Consider the following 17944-nt stretch of genomic DNA (forward strand, 5'->3'; position numbering starts at 1 on the left):
CATGCACTCATAGGGAAGTCCGCATGCTCAAGCCAAATCACCTGTTGATCGCCGCCCTTGCTACAGGGCTTGTCGCTTGCGGCGAGTCGTCGACATTGCAGGTTTCCGACGGCATCGGCCCGTCACCGAAACTGCCCGAGCCGAACAAGACCCTGATGCCCACGGTGAATATCGCTGAAGCCATCGGATGGCCGGACGGCGCCAAGCCAACCCCGGCCCCAGGCCTGAAGGTGGTTGCCTTTGCCGAAGGCCTGGATCATCCGCGCTGGCTTTACGTGCTACCCAACGGCGATGTGCTGGTGGCCGAAACCAACGCTCCCCCCAAGCCCGACGATACCCAAGGCATTCGTGGCTGGGTCATGAAGAAAGTCATGGACCGCGCCGGCGCTGGCGTCCCCAGCCCCAATCGCATCACCCTGCTGCGGGACGCCAATCACGACGGCGTCGCCGAAACCCGGACGATTTTCCTGGAAAACCTCAATTCCCCGTTCGGCATGACGCTGGTGGGCAGTGACCTCTATGTGGCCGACACCGACCGGTTGATCCGTTTCCCTTACAAGGAAGGCGATACGCAAATAAAGGCGCAACCCACCAAGGTTGTCGATTTGCCCGGCGGCCCCCTCAACCACCACTGGACCAAGAACGTCATTGCCAGCCGGGACGGTAGCAAGTTGTACGTCACGACCGGCTCCAACAGCAACGTCGCGGAAAATGGCATGGACGCGGAAGAAGGCCGCGCGGCCATCTGGGAGGTGGATCGGGCCACCGGCAGTCACCGCATCTTCGCCTCAGGGCTGCGCAACCCCAACGGCCTGGCCTGGGAGCCTCGCAGCGGCGCCCTGTGGACGGCGGTCAACGAACGGGATGAGATCGGCAGCGACTTGGTGCCGGACTACATCACCTCGGTGAAGGACGGCGGCTTTTATGGCTGGCCGTACAGCTACTACGGGCAGAACATCGACGTGCGCGTCGAGCCGCAAAATCCCGAACTTGTGGCCAAGGCCATTGCTCCCGACTATGCCGTCGGCCCTCATACGGCTTCATTGGGCCTGACCTTCGCCGAAGGCAGCACATTGCCCGCGCCGTTAACAGAAGGCGCCTTCATCGGGCAACACGGCTCCTGGAACCGCAAGCCCCACAGTGGCTACAAAGTAATCTTCGTCCCGTTCAATGCCGGCAAACCCGTGGGCCAGCCCGTGGACGTGCTGACCGGTTTCCTCAACGCAGACGAAAAAGCCCAGGGGCGGCCGGTGGGCGTGGTGATCGATAAACAAGGTGGGTTGTTGGTGGCTGATGACGTAGGGAACAAGATCTGGCGGGTATCGAAAAATTAACGCTCAAACCGATCCCCGTGGCGAGGGAGCAAGCTACCTCGCCACAAGAGCGATCCAGCGTCGCAAAAAATCAATCGTCAGGGTCAGGGATTACGCGCCAGATGTTCCGGTTGCAACACCCGCTTGGCACCGAGGTAGGCCTTCTGCCAATAGGCCTTGGACAGACTGTCGAGCTTGACCGTGCCGCCGGTGGCCGGTGCGTGGACGAAACGTCCCTCCCCTACATAAATCCCGGCATGGCTGACCTGGGATCCACCATTGGTGGCGAAGAACACCAGGTCGCCCGTCTGCAACGCATCTTTGCCAACCTCTGGCGCGTGCATGCTGATCATTTCGCGGGTGGAACGCGGCAAAGAGATCCCGGCAGCGTCACGGTACACATAGCCGATCAAACCGCTGCAATCGAAACCTGAGTCCGGCGTGTTGCCACCCCAACGATAGGGCGTCCCCACCAAGCCCAGCGCACGGAAAAGCACGTCTTCAGCGGCGGGAGAAAAAGTCTGGGAGGGCGCGAATACCACTGGAGCCCGCACCGGCGCGGGCGGTGGGGTGCGACTGGCGCAGGCGCTGAGCAGCGCGGCAAGAACAATCAGAACGAGGCGGGCCGACGTCGACATATGCGGAACAATCCTGATCTGGATGCGGCTTTTCTGCCGTGGAGATGGAAACAAATCCGCCCGCGTAGTACGCAGGCGGATTGCCATCAATCAATGATCTAGGATTCTAGCGGCTATGGGACAAACTTCAAGTAAGACTTTAAGTTTGCCCTACAAACTGTGCGCTTACTTGCGAGCCGTGACCACGGTCGGTGCCATGGCAAGGGCACGCTTGGCTTCGATGAAGGTCTTGCTCCAGTAGCTGTCGCCCAGGCTGTCGATTCGCACCCCACCGCTGCGGCGGCTGCTGGAGTGGATGAACTGGTTGTCGCCCAGGTAGATACCGGCGTGACTGACCCGACCGCGACGACCATTGGTGCTGAAAAACAACAGGTCGCCAGGCTCAAGCTGGTTGCGAGCAACCAGCGGGGCATTTACGTTGATCATTTCGCGGGTGGAACGGGGCAGGTTCATGCCCGCCTCTTCACGAAACAGGTAACCGATGAAGCCACTGCAATCGAAGCCGGCCTCGGAGGTACCGCCAAAACGGTAACGAGTGCCAATCAAGGACATGCCGCGTTCCAGGATGCTGTCCGCCAGCACCGGAAGCTGATAAGGCTTGCTGCCGGCGAAGTCTGCCAGCTCTTTATCGGAGGCCACTTCTTCCTGGAACGCAACGGAGGAAGATTGGGCAGTTACAGAACTCTTGACTTGGGGTTGCTGCGCTTGCTGGGACACTGGAGAGTGGGCAGCGCAACCGAACAACAGGGTAACGAGTGCGAGAGGCACGAGGGGTGCGAAGCGACTGAGCATGGGCACGACCGTGGCTGAAGTAGTAAAGATGGCGAGACTATGCCTTCTATCAACCTCATTTGCAAATTCAATCGATGCAAATGTGACTTCCCGGTTTTTTGTTTACATCTAAGCGCTTAAGCCCATTTTGAACGGTGCCGAGGGAGCTTGCTCCCGCTGGGCCGGTCCGACGCTTCGGGCGCAGCGGCCCCTTTTGTGAGCGCTTCGCTCAAGCGGAAGCAAGCTCCCTCGCCACAAAAGATCTCGTCCAAAAAATTTTCACCACCCCAAGGTTTCTTTCAAAAAAGGAATCGTCAGCTTGCGCTGGGCCTGGAGCGATGCCTGGTCGAGGCGTTCGAGCAATTCGAACAATGCGCTCATGCTGCGCGTGCCGCGGGTGAGGATGAAATGACCAACCTCGTCGGTCAGGTGCAGGCCACGTCGCGAAGCACGCAGTTGCAATGCCCGTAGCTTGTCCTCATCGGAAAGCGCACGCATCTGGAAAATCAGCGCCAGGGTCAGGCGCGATTTCAGGTCCGCCAGCTTCACCGGCAATTCCCGTGGCGAGGTCGATGCGGCGATCAACAGGCGTCGGCCGCTGTCGCGCAGTCGGTTGAACAAATGAAACAGCGCCTCTTCCCAGTCCGCCTTGCCGGCAACGGCCTGCAGGTCATCCAGGCAGACCAGTTCGTACTGCTCGAGGTTGTCGAGGATTTCAACGCCGCGATCCATCAGCTCCGCCAACGGCAGGTAGACGGCCGGCTCGCCCAGCTGCTCGAACCGCAAGCAGGCGGCCTGCAAAAGGTGCGTGCGCCCTACTCCGTCCTTGCCCCACAGGTATATCAGGCTTTCGGTCCAGCCAGCGTCGGCTTCGCAAAGCCGCTCGACATAGCCGAGTGCAGCGGCATTGGCGCCTGGGTAGTAGTTGATAAAGGTGGCGTCATCACGCAGACGCACACCAAGGGGCAGCTGAATCGGTTTCATGCTGACTGAACGGCTCCAAAGGAACCATTAGTGGCCTCTGTGTAAAGTTTGCAAAGTTTATACCCGTGACGCAGACCGCACAATGCGCCGGACCACGAGCAAAATCAAAGGTTTGCAGCGACAAGGGAGCGAAGCGTCAGTTTCCCTGACGCCCTGCCCTGGATTTAACCTACAGTTCAGGGTCTTCAACGCCGCTGTAGATGTCCGAATCCTTGTACAGATCGTGCATATGCCGCACCAGCACCATGATCACCGCCGCCACCGGCAGCGCCAGCAGGATCCCGGTAAAGCCGAACAGCTCGCCCCCCGCCAGGATCGCAAAGATCACCGCCACCGGATGCAGGCCAATACGATCACCCACCAGCAACGGCGTCAGCACCATGCCTTCCAGGGCCTGCCCGACCATGAACACCGCCACGATACCAACCATGGGATACAGGTCCCCGCCAAACTGGAAGAGTCCGGCGATCAACGCCGCGCCAATTCCAATGACGAAGCCCATGTAGGGCACGATGGCCGCCAATCCGGCGATCATGCCAATCAGCAACCCCAGCTCCAGCCCTACCAGCATCAACCCCGCCGCATAAATAAAGCCCAGCGCGACCATGACCAGCAGTTGCCCGCGCACGAACGCCCCCAACACTTCATGGCATTCGCCGGTGAGCGTCATGATGCGTTCTTCACGGTGACGCGGCAGCAGGCTGCGGATCTTGGCCATCATCAGGTCCCAGTCGCGCAGCAGATAGAACGCTACCACCGGAATGAGCACCAGATTCGCCAGCCAGCCGATCAACGCCAGGCTCGAAGCCGTGGCCTGGCTCAACACCACGCCGACGATGTCGGTGGTCTGTCCCATATGTTCGCTGATGGCCGCCTTGACCTTGTCGAACTTCCAGAAGCCATCGGCCAGCCCCAGTTTCGACTGCACCCAAGGCACCGCGGTGTGTTGCAGCCAATCAAGCATCTGCGGCGCCAGCTCATACAGGCGCAACAGTTGCTTGGCGAGCATGGGGATCAATACCAGCAACAGGGCACTGACGATCAAGGTGAACAGCGCGAACACCGCCACCACGCCCCACGTCCTGGACAAGCCGAGTTTTTCCAGGCGATCCACCACCGGATCGAATAGATAGGCCAACAGCAGCGCAACCAGGAACGGCGTGAGAATCGGGTGCAGCAAGTAGATAAACGCAATCAGCAGGGCGACCCCACCCAACCAGAACCAACGCCGCGTATCGCCCATGAACCACTCCTGACTCTATAAAGGAAGAAATCCTACCAGCGAAACCGCAGGTTCGGGGTCGGCGCCGGTGTTGGCTGCGCGGGCGAGATTGTTCCATCGGCAGCAGGCTGAGCCACGGGCGGCGGCGCGACAACCTCACCGGCGGGTACTTCCTGGAGTTTCGCCAAGGCCAGTTGTGCCTTCAACTGCTCGGCGCTGCCATTGACCTTGTAGACGATCACGTCGCCTTCGACCCGCTGCAACTGCCCACCGAACGGTTCGAGCAACCGCCCTAGCGCCGCGTAACGTTCGAGGTTCATGCCCTGCACTTCGAGCAATTGTTCCGTCGCCACCCCCGGCTTGGCCACGAAGCGCGGCGCCAGGCGCTGGCTCACCGCCAACATCACGGCGTCGGCCAGTGCGGCAGGATCGCCGCCCTGGGCACTGCCCTGCTCGCGCTGGTCGCCCAGCCACAGGCGCCACGTCGCTTGCCACTGCCCACCCTCTTCCTTGGCGTGGACCGCCAGCAACGCGTCGGAACCATAACGCTCCGACACCTCGCGCAACGGCGCCGGGTCGTTGCCTTCAAGGTTCGGCGCAGTGGCGACAATCTGCTCGCTCAAGTCCGCCAGCGGCAGGTGCAGCGGCAAGCCCCGGTGCTGGGCAGCGCGGCGCAACGGCGTGGCGCTGGCCTGTCCATCCCCCACCAGGCTGGAACCTTCTACCGAGTCGTTGAGCCACCAGCCCAGGATCGAGGGGCGATTCGCGCCCCACAGCGACAACCCCGCCGAACGCAACGCCCGGTCGGTGCTGGCGGGATCGAAATCCACCTGCAGACTTTCCGGCGGGCCGGCGTCGTAGCCATATTGAAGAATGATTTGTTGCGGGTCCTTGCGGATCGCCGCCAGGCCAGGGTTCTGCGCGGCCTTGGTGTCGCCGGTCAGGCGCAGCACCAGGGTATCCAGCGCTCGCAAGGTTGCCTGGTTACGCTCGTCCGGTGCCTGGCTGCTGACCGGTTCACGTACCTGATAAAGGTTGTTGAGGGTTTCGGCATGGCTCGCCAGGCTGATCAGCGACAGGCAGCCAACAGACAAGAGTTTGAACAGACGCATGGAAAATTCCCGGACAAAACGGCTGGCACCGGCCGTGTGGAGAAGACTGAGCATGGCTGTGACACGGCGCCCGGCAAAACATTCAGCCGCCCGAGGCAAGTTTCGACACTGTCACAACCACAGTCGCTTACCGCTACACCTTATACAGACGCGCCGTGCAGTACCAACAGAAGAAATATCGGTTTTTTTGGCGGATATGACCCTGCCCGTCGGCGCGAGGATGGCCGCTGCCCCACAAGCCTGATAAAATCGCGCGCCTTCGCAGACCGGCAATGGCTGGGCATCCGGAATAATCGTACATCGGTTATCCAAGGGCCCCGGCGATCGGTCGTTACCCAGAATTCCCCCCTTTAAAGGCCTGGATCATGAGCAAGCAACCTTCCCTGAGCTACAAGGACGCCGGTGTGGACATCGACGCCGGTGAAGCATTGGTCGAACGCATCAAGAGCGTCGCCAAGCGCACTGCGCGCCCGGAAGTCATGGGCGGCCTGGGCGGTTTCGGCGCCCTCTGCGAGATCCCGGCCGGCTACAAGCAACCGGTACTGGTCTCGGGCACCGACGGCGTCGGCACCAAGTTGCGCCTGGCCCTGAACCTGAACAAGCACGACAGCATCGGCATCGACCTGGTGGCCATGTGCGTGAACGACCTGGTGGTCTGCGGCGCCGAGCCGCTGTTTTTCCTCGACTACTACGCCACCGGCAAACTGAACGTCGACACCGCTGCCCAGGTCGTGACCGGCATCGGCGCCGGCTGTGAGCTGTCCGGCTGCTCCCTGGTGGGCGGCGAAACCGCTGAAATGCCTGGCATGTATGAAGGCGAAGACTACGACCTGGCCGGTTTCTGCGTAGGCGTCGTGGAAAAAGCCGAAATCATCGACGGCTCGAAAGTTGCCGCCGGCGATGCCCTGCTTGCCTTGCCTTCTTCCGGCCCGCACTCCAACGGCTACTCGCTGATCCGCAAGATCATCGAAGTCTCGGGCGCGGACATCGAGAACACCCAGCTCGACGGCAAGCCGCTGGCCGACCTGCTGATGGCCCCCACCCGCATCTACGTCAAGCCGCTGCTCAAGCTGATCAAGGACACCGGCGCCGTCAAGGCCATGGCCCACATCACCGGTGGTGGCCTGTTGGACAACATCCCGCGCGTGCTGCCAAAAGGCGCCCAGGCCGTGGTCGACGTGGCGAGCTGGACCCGCCCGGCCGTATTCGACTGGCTGCAGGAAAAAGGCAACGTCGACGAAACCGAAATGCACCGCGTGTTGAACTGCGGCGTGGGCATGGTCATCTGCGTGGCCCAGGAGCACGTCGAGACTGCCCTGAACGTGCTGCGTGACGCAGGCGAACAGCCTTGGGTCATCGGCCAGATCGCCACCGCGGCCGAAGGCGCTGCGCAAGTCGAGCTGCAAAACCTTAAGGCACACTGATGTCCGCAACCTGTGACGTGGTGGTGCTGCTGTCCGGCACCGGCAGTAACTTGCAGGCCCTGATCGACAGCACGCGGACCGGCGACAGCCCGGTCCGTATTCGCGCGGTGATTTCCAACCGCGCAGATGCCTACGGCCTGCAACGTGCCACGGACGCAGGGATCGACACCCGCGTCCTGGATCACAAGGCATACGAAGGCCGCGAAGCCTTCGATGCCGCGTTGATCGAACAGATCGACGCCTTCAATCCGCAACTGGTGGTATTGGCCGGTTTCATGCGCATCCTCAGCGCCGGCTTCGTGCGTCATTACCAAGGCCGCCTGTTCAATATCCATCCTTCGCTGCTGCCCAAATACAAAGGGTTACACACTCACCAGCGGGCGCTGGAGGCCGGAGACACGGAGCATGGCTGCTCGGTGCACTTCGTCACCGAGGAACTCGATGGCGGACCACTGGTCGTACAGGCAGTAATACCGGTAGAGTTGCACGACACGCCGCAAAGCCTGGCGCAACGGGTCCATGCCCGCGAGCACCAGATCTACCCGATGGCCGTGCGTTGGTTTGCCGAAGGCCGGCTGGCCCTCGACGATCGGGGAGCCTCACTGGACGGCCAGTTGCTCGCCGCCAGCGGCCATTTGATTCGATACTAGGAGATTTTATGCGTCGCGCCCTGCTCTTCGCTTGCGCTCTGCTTGCCCTGCCCCTGGCACAAGCGGCAGACCTTCAACCGTTCTCCGCCAGCTACACCGCCGACTGGAAGCAGTTGCCCATGAGCGGCACCGCCGAACGCAGCCTGACCAAAGAGGCCAACGGCATCTGGAAGCTGAGCTTCAAGGCTTCGATGATGATCGCCAGCCTGACCGAAGAAAGCACCCTGACCCTGGACAAGGACACTCTCCTGCCACAGTCCTACCACTTCGAGCGCGGTGGTCTGGGCAAGGCAAAGAAGGCTGATCTGGACTTCGACTGGAACACCAAGATGGTCACCGGCACCGATCGCGGTGACGCGGTCAAGATCCCGCTGAACCGGGGCATGGTCGACAAATCCACTTATCAGCTCGCCCTTCAGCATGACGTCGCGGCCGGCAAGAAAAGCATGAGCTACCAGGTCGTTGATGATGGCGAAGTCGATACCTATGACTTCCGCGTGCTGGGCTCGGAGAAAGTCGACACCAAGGCCGGCCAGATCGACGCGATCAAGGTCGAGCGCGTGCGCGACCCGACACAGAGCAAGCGCATCACCGTGCTTTGGTTCGCCAAGGACTGGGACTACCTGCTGGTACGCCTGCAACAGGTCGAGACTGACGGCAAGGAGTACAACATCATGCTCCAGGACGGCACGGTCAACGGCAAGGCTGTTAAAGGCAGCTGATCCACATCAACAACACGAAGCCCCGCATACGCGGGGCTTTTTTTTGTTCGCTATTCCAAGCCCACCACCTACCCCTGTGGGAGCGAGCCTGCTTGACGACATGAAAACTTCTTCATGAAAAACCACCTGCGACCGAATGCCGCGCACCGCCTGGCCTCCAGGATCGTTGGACTTTCCATGAAAACTTCTTAACGAACCGAGGGATTTACCTAGCACGCTATCAAAATCTATAACAAAACCCTGCACACGCCTTGCTGCAGATAACAGAGATTGGAGCTTGCAAGATGACTGTGAAAGTAACTGAACGCGACGACGCCCACATGTCCCACGAAGGCATTGCCGCCGGCATCCGGATCTGGGATGTGCATCAACAGGATTTGCTGGTGGGGATGTTCCACTCCGAAACGGACGCACACAGCTATAAGGCCGAGCTGGAGCGAGAGGAACTGCAGCGCTTGCGTGAGACCGCGCAATCCTGAACCACACAAAACACCTGTGGGAGCGAGCTCGCTCGCGATAGCGTTGTATCAGTCAATGTCTCTGTCACTGATATACCGCTATCGCGAGCAAGCTCGCTCCCACAGGTTTTGTGTTTCAGCTCAATGGAATCGCGTCCCGCTTACCACATCAAATCATCAGGAATCTGATAAGCCGCGTACGGATCATCGGCATCGACTTCTTCAGTCTGGGTGTTGAGCTGGACGATGCGCTTGGGATCGCGCTCCTGGATTTTAAGCGCCGCTTCACGCGGGATCACTTCATAGCCGCCGGCGTGGTGGACGATCGCCAGGGAGCCGCTGCTCAGCTTGTTGCGCATCAGCGCGTTGACCGAGATGCGCTTGACCTTCTTGTCATCGACAAAGTTGTAGTAGTCGTCAGTGGTCAGCTTTGGCAGGCGCGAGACTTCAATCAATTGCTTGATCTGCGCCGCACGGGCTTTCTGCTCGGCCTTTTCCTGCTGCTGACGGTTGAGCTCCTGGTCGCGCTTGACCTTTTCGGCCATGGCTTCCTGAGCCGCCCGCTGCTGGGAATCATCCAGTTCGACCTGGCCTTTGTGGGCCAGGCGCTGCTGTTTCTGTTTCTCTTTGCCGACCTGCTTGGCCTGCTTTTGGTTGACCAGCCCTGCTTTGAGCAACTGGTCGCGAAGGGAAAGGCTCATGGTGCTTACTCACTTAGGCAACGGCCTCAGCCACAGCTGGGCAAATTCTTTTCCTGACGTTTGGCTTCGCCCCACAAGGCGTCCAACTCTTCGAGGGTGCAATTTTCCATGGGACGACGGGTGTCGCGCAATGCCTGTTCGATAAATCGGAACCGTCGCTCGAACTTTGCGTTGGCGCCACGCAGGGCAGTCTCGGGATCGACCTTGAGGTGTCGCGCCAGGTTGACCACGCTGAACAACAGGTCACCCACCTCGTCATTGATGGCAGCCGGATCATTGTCCGCCATGGCTTCGAGCACTTCGTCCAGCTCCTCGCGAACCTTGTCCAGTACCGGCAACGGCCCCGGCCAGTCGAACCCCACCTGTGCGGCACGCTTCTGCAACTTTGCCGAACGGGACAAGGCCGGCAGCGCCGCTGGCACATCGTCGAGCAGCGACAATTGCTCGGGCGCCGACGTCTTTTCAGCTCGCTCCTGTGCCTTGATTTCCTCCCAGCGCTGCTTCACCTGCTCTTCGCTCAGGCGCGGAATATCCACGGGCGCATACAACTCACCGGTGGGAAACACGTGGGGATGGCGACGGATCAGCTTGCGGGTGATGCTGTCGACCACGCCGGCGAATTCGAAACGGTTCTCCTCCCGGGCCAACTGGCTGTAATACACCACTTGGAACAGCAGGTCGCCCAACTCACCCTGCAAATGATCAAGATCGCCACGCTCGATCGCGTCAGCCACTTCATACGCTTCTTCCAGGGTATGGGGAACGATGGTGGCGTATGTTTGCTTGATGTCCCAGGGGCACCCGTACTGCGGGTCCCGCAGCCGGTTCATCAGGTGGAGCAGGTCTTCGAGGCTGTACATCAATCCGTCCCGTCACAAAAAAACATGTGGGAGCGAGCTCCCACATCAACCAAGACAACCAGCGATCAGCCCGGCGTCCGATTACGCCGGGTCTCGATGATGTTCGGCAACTGGGAAATCCGCCCCAGCAACCGCCCCAACGCGTCCAACCCCGGAATCTCGATGGTCAGGGACATCAGCGCGGTGTTGTCTTCCTTGTTCGAGCGGGTATTCACCGCGAGCACGTTGATGCGTTCGTTGAGCAATACCTGGGACACGTCACGCAGCAAGCCGGAACGGTCGTAGGCGCGGATGACGATGTCCACTGGATAAGTGAGCACCGGCACCGGGCCCCAGCTGACCTGGATGATCCGTTCCGGTTCGCGACCCGCCAATTGCAACACTGACGCACAGTCCTGGCGGTGGATACTCACGCCGCGACCCTGGGTGATGTAGCCGACGATCGCATCCCCCGGCAGCGGCTGGCAGCAACCGGCCATCTGGGTCATCAGGTTGCCCACGCCCTGGATCTGGATGTCGCCGCGTTTGCCCGGCTTGTAGCCGGTGGCCTTGCGCGGAATCAGCTCCAGTTGCTCGTTGCCCCGCTCCGGCTCCACCAGCTGCTGGGCCAGGTTGACCAGTTGCGCAAGGCGCAGGTCGCCGGCACCAAGGGCGGCGAACATGTCCTCGGCGGTCTTCATGTTGGCCTTTTCGGCCAGCTTGTCGAAGTCCACCTGCGGCAGGCCCAGGCGACTCAGCTCGCGCTCGAGCAAGGTCTTGCCGGCAGCGACGTTCTGGTCGCGGGCTTGCAACTTGAACCAATGGACGATTTTCGCCCGTGCCCGCGAGGTGGTGATGTAGCCCAGGTTCGGGTTCAACCAGTCGCGGCTCGGCGTGCCGTGCTTGCTGGTAATGATCTCGACCTGCTCACCGGTTTGCAGGCTGTAGTTGAGCGGCACGATCCGCCCGTTGATCTTGGCGCCACGGCAGTTGTGGCCGATCTCGGTGTGCACCCGGTAGGCGAAATCCAGCGGCGTCGCGCCTTTGGGCAAGTCGATGGCATGGCCGTCAGGCGTGAAGATGTAGACCCGGTCCGGTTCGATATCGACCCGCAATTGCTCGGCGAGGCCGCCGATGTCGCCCAGTTCCTCGTGCCATTCCAGCACTTGGCGCAGCCAGGAGATTTTTTCTTCGTAATGGTTGGAGCCGGACTTGACGTCGGTACCCTTGTATTTCCAGTGGGCACAGACCCCCAGCTCTGCTTCCTCGTGCATGGCGTGGGTGCGGATCTGCACTTCCAGCACCTTGCCCTCCGGGCCGATCACGGCGGTGTGCAACGAGCGGTAGCCGTTTTCCTTGGGGTTGGCGATGTAGTCGTCGAATTCCTTCGGAATGTGCCGCCACAACGTGTGGACGATACCCAGCGCGGTGTAGCAGTCACGCATTTCAGGGACCAGCACGCGAACGGCGCGAACGTCGTAGATCTGGCTGAATTCCAGGCCCTTGCGCTGCATTTTTCGCCAGATGGAATAGATATGCTTGGCCCGGCCGCTGATATCGGCTTCCACGCCGGTGGCCTGCAGCTCTTCGCGCAACTGGGTCATGACGTCGGTGATGAAGCGTTCGCGATCCAGGCGTCGCTCGTGCAGCAACTTGGCGATCTGCTTGTACTGGTCGGGCTCCAGGTAGCGGAAGGACAAATCCTCCAGCTCCCACTTGATGTGACCGATACCCAGTCGATGAGCCAGCGGCGCGTAGATGTCGAATACTTCCCGGGCAACGCGATTGCGCTTCTCGTCGTCGGCGGATTTCACGGCGCGGATCGCGCAGGTGCGCTCGGCGAGCTTGATCAGCGCGACACGCACGTCGTCGACCATGGCAACGAGCATCTTGCGCAGGTTTTCCACCTGGCCCTGGGTGCCCAGCACCATGGACTGCCGCGGGCTGAGGCTGGCGCTGATTGCCGCCATGCGCAGCACACCGTCGATCAGCTTGGCGACCACGGTGCCGAAGCGCTGGCTGACGACCGGCAGTTGGATCTGCCCTTCGCGCACGCCGCGGTACAGCACCGCGGCGACCAGCGAATCCTGGTCCAGCTTGAGGTCGGCGAGGATCTCGGCGATCTCCAGGCCCGTCTGGAAACTCGAGGTGCCTTCGGACCACAGGTTCTTCGCCGCATTGTGTTGCTGCTCCGCCTCGCGAGCGAACTCGCAAGCGGCCTTCAAGGCTTCGCGATCCAGTGCCGTGTCGATACTGACCGCGTGATCGAGCCAAGCCTCGAGATTGATACTGCCGTCAGTGTTGATCGGCTGGTGTGCTCTCACCTGTACCATCTTTACTTACCTTCCCTACGACGCAGATTCAATGCGTCAACATCGCTGACCTTCGTTGCCCGTGTTTCCGCCCAGGGCCGTGGCGGAGTGCACGAACGGGTCAGTCGGACAAGCCATCCTGGCTCGCTTCAAATAACGCCATGGCCTCGACATGCGCCGTCTGAGGAAACATATCGAGAATCCCGGCACGTTTTAACCGGTAGCCCTGCTTGATCAATTCGACCGTGTCCCGCGCCAAAGTTGCCGGGTTGCACGATACATAAACCAACCGTCTGGCACCCAGGGATGCCAGCTTGCGCACCACCTCGAAAGCACCGTCACGGGGTGGGTCCAAGAGTACCGCAGAAAAGCCTTCGCCGATCCATTCGGCACCCGCCAACGGCTGGGATAAATCGGCCTGAAAAAAAGCAGTGTTATGCAAATTGTTGCTGACGGCGTTGGCCGCGGCACGGTCGACCATGGTTTGCACGCCTTCCACCGCCACCACCTCGCGCACGCTTTTGGCCAGTGGCAAGGCAAAGTTGCCCAGGCCGCAGAACAGGTCCAGCACCCGCTCTTCGGAGCGAGGCGCTAGCCATTGCAAGGCCTGGGCGACCATCGCTTCGTTGACGGCGGCGTTTACCTGGATGAAGTCCCCTGGCCGGTAAGCCAGGTCCAGGTCCCAGGTTTCCAGGCGATAGCCCAGGGAGCGTCCCGGATCGACCGGTTGCGGCTCGCCTTCGCCATGCAGCCACAGTTGGGCTTCGTGGAACGCACAAAAATCCTTGAGGATCGTCAGGTCGGCTTCCGACAGTGGCGCCATATGCCGCAACAGCAGCGCGAGGGACGAGCCGGCGAACAATTCCACATGGCCCAGCGCCTGGGGCTTGCCCAGGCGACGAAGCATCTGGGGCAAGCGGCTCATGATCGGTTGCAAGGGCTGTACCAGCACCGGACATTGGTCGATGGCGACAATGTCCTGGCTGCCGACGGCACGCAAACCCACTTCGAGCTTCTTCGCTTTCTGATCCCAACGCACTGCCACCCGGGCTCGACGCCGGTAGCCAAACTCCGGCCCGCTCAAGGGCTCGGCCCATTCTTGCGGCTCAACGCCCGCCACCCGTGACAGCTGCTCGGCGAGCATGCGCTGTTTAAGGGCGAGTTGTTCGTTGTGGGGCAGATGCTGCACGCTGCATCCACCGCAGCGACCGGCATGGACACACGGCGCGGCACGACGCAGCTCGCTGGGCGAAAACACTCGTTCAGTGCGGGCCTCGACCACCTTGCCGTGGGCACCGAGCACCCGCGCCTCGACTTCTTCACCGGCCAGGGCGCCGATGACAAACCAGGTGCGCCCGTCGACAAACGCAATGCCCCGGCCATCGTTGGCCAGGCGTTCGATGGTCAAGCGCTGCTTTTTACCGGTGGGCACTTGCGGGGCCCGGCTTCCGCCGCTGGGCTGGAAGCGCAAGCCTCTTTCTTGCTTGGCCATCAGTTGGGCGCGTCGAAAATGCCGGTCGACAGGTAACGGTCGCCACGGTCGCAGATGATCGCGACGATCACCGCATTCTCAACTTCCCGGGACAGGCGCAGCATGCCCGCCACGGCACCGCCCGAAGACACGCCGCAGAAGATGCCTTCTTCCCGCGCCAGGCGCCGGGTCACGTCCTCGGCTTCGCTCTGGGCCATGTCGATGATGCGGTCCACGCGGTCGGCCTGGTAGATCTTCGGCAGATACTCTTCGGGCCAGCGGCGGATGCCGGGGATGGCCGAGCCTTCCATTGGTTGCAGGCCAACGATCTGCACGTTCGGGTTCTGTTCTTTCAAATAGCGCGACGTGCCCATGATGGTGCCGGTGGTGCCCATCGAGCTGACGAAATGGGTGATCGTGCCGTCGGTCTGGCGCCAGATCTCAGGGCCGGTGGTGGTGTAGTGGGCTTCCGGATTGTCGCCGTTGGCGAACTGATCCAACACTTTGCCACGCCCCTCGGCCTGCATGCGTTCGGCCAAGTCCCGGGCGCCCTCCATGCCTTCTTCCTGGGTTACCAGGATCAATTCGGCGCCATAGGCTGTCATCGCGGCCTTACGCTCGGCGCTGGAATTGTCGGGCATGATCAGGATCATCTTGTAGCCCTTGATCGCCGCCGCCATCGCCAGGGCGATGCCGGTATTGCCGGACGTCGCCTCGATCAGCGTATCGCCGGGCTGGATCTGGCCCCGCAATTCGCCGCGGGTGATCATCGACAGCGCCGGTCGGTCCTTGACCGAACCCGCCGGGTTATTCCCTTCGAGCTTGAGCAAAAGCGTATTGCTGGTCGCGCCAGGCAGGCGCTGCAGGCGAACCAGCGGAGTGTTGCCGACGCAATCGGCGATGGTTGGGTACTGCAAAGTCATGGCGTATTCGCAATCCGGGCTGCGGGGGCGCCTATCATACCGGCAAACCGGGCGAGGCCATATCACGCAAAGTGAGGGGGTTATGGCTTATGGGAATAAGCCTTTAGGAATCGGTGCAGTCCCGTGGCGAGGGAGCTTGCTCCCGCTGAGTGGCAAAGCCGCCCCAATCGGGACTTCGCGGTATTTCAAGCCGTTTGTAAGGGGCCACTTCGCGCCCCAGCGGGAACAAGCTCTCTCGCCACGTCGGCGGTGTGCGGCTCAACGGCCAGCAGCCGCAGATTCAAGCGCAACCCTTTCACGCCATTGTGCGCCCACACCCGCCCGCCTTGGCGCTCCACCGCGTTGCGAGCGATGCTCAACCCCAATCCAAACCCGCCGTTCCCTGGCCGGGAGCCATCCAGGCGGATGAACGGATCGAAGATGCGGTTGAGATCCTGCTCGGCCACGCCGCCGCCTTCATCTTCCAGCCACAGCAACCAGAACCCATCCTCACGCCGACCATCCAGGCGCACAATGCCGCCGGGCGGTGAATGGCGAATAGCGTTACGCAGGATGTTTTCCAAGGCCTGAGCCAAAGTATTGAGGTTGCCTTGCACCCAGCAGCTGGCGTCGACGGCGCATTGCAACTGGCTCGCCGGCCAGCCGGTTTCGTAGCAGGCGTTTTCGGTGAGCATTTCCCACAGCGCCTGGACCTGGATCGCCTCGGCGGGCAACGGCGCCCGGTCGGTATCGAGCCAGGCCAGTTGCAAGGTGTCTTCGACCAGCCCCTGCATGCAGTCGACTTCCCGGGCGACGCGCTCGCGCAGGCGAATCAGGTCCTGCTCACTGTCGCCCGCCACCTGCAAGCGACTCAAGGGCGTGCGCAATTCATGGGACAGGTCTCGCAGCAGTTGCTGTTGCAGGGCGACGGTGGATTGCAGGCGTTCGGACATTTGATCGAAAGCGCGGCCCAGTTCGCCCAGTTCGTCGGCTCGATCGGTGGTACGGGCAGGCAGGCGCACGTTCAACTGATCGGCGCGCCAGGCATTGGCCTGTTCGCGCAGCTGATTGAGCGGCACCACCAGCAAGCGATACAGCCCGACACACAGCAGCAGGGTAAACAGCCCAGGAATGACACCGTTGGTGATCACGCGCCAGAACACTCGATAACGTCCCGGCAGGAAACGCTCGGGCAGTTCGATCACCAAGCTGCCGATGGACGGATTCTCTGGGAAAGGCACCCGCAACCACGGCCGTCCCTTTTTGTGGATGGGCCAATCGAGGCCGCGCAGAAAGGTGAGGCGCTCGATTTCCCTGTCCGTGAGCGGGTGTTCGCTCAGTGACTGCAAGTCACCGCCAATCACCCCTACCCAGCTCGCTTCACGATATTGCATAGCGTAGACCCATTGATCGACGCCCGCGCTTCCATCGGTCAGCCACGCCTGCTCAGCTTCGGCGGCGTAACGCGTGAGGGTGCCGCGGGCTTCGTCCGAAAGGAACTGATTGCGCACTTCCATGTAGCGCCCCCAGGACCAGCTCAGCCAGATCATCAGCAAGCAGAACGCTACCAGCAGGCATGCCAGCTTCCAGAACAGCGAGTGCCTGCCGGGCAGGTCAGACCATTTCATCGACAACACTCAAGACATAGCCTTTGCCCCACACCGTGCGCAATTCGCGCTGGGTATAGCCGATGGCCTTGAGCTTGCGGCGTATCTGGCTGACATGCATGTCCAGGCTGCGATCGTGGGGGGCGTAACCGCGCTGTAACACGTGCTGGTACAGGAAGGCCTTGCTCAACACTTCTTCGCCGCTGCGGTGCAGCACGTCCAGCAAGCGATATTCGCTGCGCGTCAACCCCGCCCATTGTCCCTGGACCTGCACATCGCTGCGCTCTTCGTCGAAACCCAGATCCTGGCTCTGGCGCAGGATCGCCACCTGGGCCGGACGTCGGTCCAGCGCGACTCGCCGCAGGATGGCCTCGATGCGCACCCGTAGCTCCACCATGCTGAAGGGCTTGGGCAAGTAGTCGTCAGCACCAAGGCGAAAGCCACTGATGCGATCCGCTTCGGCGCCCAGCGCGGACATCAGCAACACCGGCGTCGCCTGGCGCTTGCGCAAATGCGTCAACACCGCGAGACCGTCCAGGCCGGGCAGCAGGATGTCCATCAACACGACGTCAAAAGCCTGCCGGCAGGCGATTTCCAGGCCTTCCTGGCCGTTCTGGCACCAAGTGACGTCGAACCCGCTGCGGCCCAGATGCTCATGAACATAAGCACCCAGTACGGGGTCGTCTTCTATGGAAAGGATACGGGGCGGCACGGTGGCGTGGGGGCTCATCAGTTTCTGCAAGTAATTCTCAGTTGAGCAATTATTCAAGATCGCTTCCCTACAGGCAACCGCCGCGTATCGCCCCGCTCAATCCTGG

17 protein-coding genes are annotated in these 17944 nt (G+C 61.4%); 5 read left to right on the forward strand and 12 right to left on the reverse strand.

Annotated elements, in window-relative coordinates:
- Positions 1-23: 23 nt before the first annotated feature.
- On the forward strand, positions 24-1334 hold the full coding sequence (locus tag DOCECA_RS15595; protein ID WP_445570779.1) for a PQQ-dependent sugar dehydrogenase: 1311 nt from the start codon (positions 24-26) through the stop codon (positions 1332-1334).
- Between the two features lie 83 nt (positions 1335-1417).
- Here the strand turns inward: DOCECA_RS15595 and DOCECA_RS15600 are convergent, their stop codons facing one another.
- The 5 genes from DOCECA_RS15600 to DOCECA_RS15620 form a co-directional block, all read right to left on the reverse strand.
- A complete protein-coding gene (locus tag DOCECA_RS15600; RefSeq protein WP_434560191.1) occupies positions 1418-1951 on the reverse strand; it encodes a C40 family peptidase in 534 nt (177 codons plus the stop codon).
- 165 nt (positions 1952-2116) lie between these two features.
- The gene (locus tag DOCECA_RS15605) at positions 2117-2743 is read right to left on the reverse strand and encodes a C40 family peptidase (RefSeq protein WP_420767446.1); all 627 of its coding nucleotides are present in this window, start codon (positions 2741-2743) and stop codon (positions 2117-2119) included.
- Between the two features lie 258 nt (positions 2744-3001).
- Complete coding sequence (gene hda / locus DOCECA_RS15610) at positions 3002-3706, reverse strand: DnaA regulatory inactivator Hda (protein ID WP_420767447.1); 705 nt, start codon at positions 3704-3706, stop codon at positions 3002-3004.
- Between the two features lie 169 nt (positions 3707-3875).
- Positions 3876-4949, reverse strand: coding sequence for an AI-2E family transporter (locus tag DOCECA_RS15615; RefSeq protein WP_420767448.1), 1074 nt, complete (start codon positions 4947-4949; stop codon positions 3876-3878).
- A 32-nt stretch (positions 4950-4981) separates the two neighbouring features.
- Positions 4982-6040 carry a DUF2066 domain-containing protein gene (locus DOCECA_RS15620; protein ID WP_445570780.1) on the reverse strand — a complete coding sequence of 353 codons (1059 nt, stop codon included), beginning with the start codon at positions 6038-6040 and terminating at the stop codon, positions 4982-4984.
- 365 nt (positions 6041-6405) lie between these two features.
- On the opposite strand from DOCECA_RS15620, the gene purM reads away from it, so the two are divergent.
- The 4 genes from purM to DOCECA_RS15640 all read left to right on the forward strand — a co-directional run bounded on the left by purM (position 6406) and on the right by DOCECA_RS15640 (position 9315).
- Complete coding sequence (gene purM, locus DOCECA_RS15625) at positions 6406-7464, forward strand: phosphoribosylformylglycinamidine cyclo-ligase (RefSeq protein WP_420767450.1); 1059 nt, start codon at positions 6406-6408, stop codon at positions 7462-7464.
- Entirely contained in the window at positions 7464-8114 is a 651-nt protein-coding gene (gene purN, locus DOCECA_RS15630; protein ID WP_434560195.1) for a phosphoribosylglycinamide formyltransferase, read from the forward strand. Before purM ends, purN begins: the two co-directional genes overlap by 1 nt.
- Positions 8115-8122: 8 nt before the next feature.
- Positions 8123-8836, forward strand: coding sequence for a DUF3108 domain-containing protein (locus tag DOCECA_RS15635; protein ID WP_420767452.1), 714 nt, complete (start codon positions 8123-8125; stop codon positions 8834-8836).
- Positions 8837-9120: 284 nt separating this feature from the next.
- Positions 9121-9315 carry a hypothetical protein gene (locus tag DOCECA_RS15640; protein WP_420767453.1) on the forward strand — a complete coding sequence of 65 codons (195 nt, stop codon included), beginning with the start codon at positions 9121-9123 and terminating at the stop codon, positions 9313-9315.
- Positions 9316-9455: 140 nt separating this feature from the next.
- Here DOCECA_RS15640 and DOCECA_RS15645 read toward each other — a convergent pair whose 3' ends face one another.
- The 7 genes from DOCECA_RS15645 to DOCECA_RS15675 all read right to left on the reverse strand — a co-directional run bounded on the left by DOCECA_RS15645 (position 9456) and on the right by DOCECA_RS15675 (position 17856).
- The gene (locus DOCECA_RS15645; RefSeq protein WP_420767454.1) at positions 9456-9995 is read right to left on the reverse strand and encodes a DUF2058 domain-containing protein; all 540 of its coding nucleotides are present in this window, start codon (positions 9993-9995) and stop codon (positions 9456-9458) included.
- A gap of 26 nt (positions 9996-10021) precedes the next feature.
- Positions 10022-10855, reverse strand: a complete 834-nt coding sequence (mazG, locus tag DOCECA_RS15650; RefSeq protein ID WP_434648656.1) for a nucleoside triphosphate pyrophosphohydrolase — start codon at positions 10853-10855, stop codon at positions 10022-10024.
- A 65-nt stretch (positions 10856-10920) separates the two neighbouring features.
- Positions 10921-13167 (reverse strand): GTP diphosphokinase, encoded by a 2247-nt coding sequence (gene relA / locus DOCECA_RS15655; RefSeq protein WP_030142406.1) that lies wholly within the window; start codon positions 13165-13167, stop codon positions 10921-10923.
- A gap of 100 nt (positions 13168-13267) precedes the next feature.
- Positions 13268-14638 carry a 23S rRNA (uracil(1939)-C(5))-methyltransferase RlmD gene (gene rlmD, locus DOCECA_RS15660; protein WP_434607295.1) on the reverse strand — a complete coding sequence of 457 codons (1371 nt, stop codon included), beginning with the start codon at positions 14636-14638 and terminating at the stop codon, positions 13268-13270.
- Positions 14638-15540 (reverse strand): cysteine synthase CysM, encoded by a 903-nt coding sequence (gene cysM / locus DOCECA_RS15665; RefSeq protein ID WP_420767457.1) that lies wholly within the window; start codon positions 15538-15540, stop codon positions 14638-14640. Before cysM ends, rlmD begins: the two co-directional genes overlap by 1 nt.
- A gap of 185 nt (positions 15541-15725) precedes the next feature.
- Positions 15726-17147 (reverse strand): histidine kinase sensor domain-containing protein, encoded by a 1422-nt coding sequence (locus tag DOCECA_RS15670; RefSeq protein WP_434675992.1) that lies wholly within the window; start codon positions 17145-17147, stop codon positions 15726-15728.
- Positions 17134-17856, reverse strand: a complete 723-nt coding sequence (locus tag DOCECA_RS15675) for a response regulator transcription factor (RefSeq protein ID WP_434611645.1) — start codon at positions 17854-17856, stop codon at positions 17134-17136. Before DOCECA_RS15675 ends, DOCECA_RS15670 begins: the two co-directional genes overlap by 14 nt.
- Positions 17857-17944 lie beyond the last annotated feature (88 nt).

This window comes from Pseudomonas sp. E102 (genome assembly GCF_052660185.1).

Bases quoted from the DNA above. Each gene is read 5' to 3' on its own strand.
- DOCECA_RS15595 (WP_445570779.1), top strand. From the start codon at position 24: ATGCTCAAGCCAAATCACCTGTTGATCGCCGCCCTTGCTACAGGGCTT.
- DOCECA_RS15600 (WP_434560191.1), bottom strand. From the start codon at position 1,951: ATGTCGACGTCGGCCCGCCTCGTTCTGATTGTTCTTGCCGCGCTGCTC.
- DOCECA_RS15605 (WP_420767446.1), bottom strand. From the start codon at position 2,743: ATGCTCAGTCGCTTCGCACCCCTCGTGCCTCTCGCACTCGTTACCCTG.
- hda (WP_420767447.1), bottom strand. From the start codon at position 3,706: ATGAAACCGATTCAGCTGCCCCTTGGTGTGCGTCTGCGTGATGACGCC.
- DOCECA_RS15615 (WP_420767448.1), bottom strand. From the start codon at position 4,949: ATGGGCGATACGCGGCGTTGGTTCTGGTTGGGTGGGGTCGCCCTGCTG.
- DOCECA_RS15620 (WP_445570780.1), bottom strand. From the start codon at position 6,040: ATGCGTCTGTTCAAACTCTTGTCTGTTGGCTGCCTGTCGCTGATCAGC.
- purM (WP_420767450.1), top strand. From the start codon at position 6,406: ATGAGCAAGCAACCTTCCCTGAGCTACAAGGACGCCGGTGTGGACATC.
- purN (WP_434560195.1), top strand. From the start codon at position 7,464: ATGTCCGCAACCTGTGACGTGGTGGTGCTGCTGTCCGGCACCGGCAGT.
- DOCECA_RS15635 (WP_420767452.1), top strand. From the start codon at position 8,123: ATGCGTCGCGCCCTGCTCTTCGCTTGCGCTCTGCTTGCCCTGCCCCTG.
- DOCECA_RS15640 (WP_420767453.1), top strand. From the start codon at position 9,121: ATGACTGTGAAAGTAACTGAACGCGACGACGCCCACATGTCCCACGAA.
- DOCECA_RS15645 (WP_420767454.1), bottom strand. From the start codon at position 9,995: ATGAGCCTTTCCCTTCGCGACCAGTTGCTCAAAGCAGGGCTGGTCAAC.
- mazG (WP_434648656.1), bottom strand. From the start codon at position 10,855: ATGTACAGCCTCGAAGACCTGCTCCACCTGATGAACCGGCTGCGGGAC.
- relA (WP_030142406.1), bottom strand. From the start codon at position 13,167: ATGGTACAGGTGAGAGCACACCAGCCGATCAACACTGACGGCAGTATC.
- rlmD (WP_434607295.1), bottom strand. From the start codon at position 14,638: ATGGCCAAGCAAGAAAGAGGCTTGCGCTTCCAGCCCAGCGGCGGAAGC.
- cysM (WP_420767457.1), bottom strand. From the start codon at position 15,540: ATGACTTTGCAGTACCCAACCATCGCCGATTGCGTCGGCAACACTCCG.
- DOCECA_RS15670 (WP_434675992.1), bottom strand. From the start codon at position 17,147: ATGAAATGGTCTGACCTGCCCGGCAGGCACTCGCTGTTCTGGAAGCTG.
- DOCECA_RS15675 (WP_434611645.1), bottom strand. From the start codon at position 17,856: ATGAGCCCCCACGCCACCGTGCCGCCCCGTATCCTTTCCATAGAAGAC.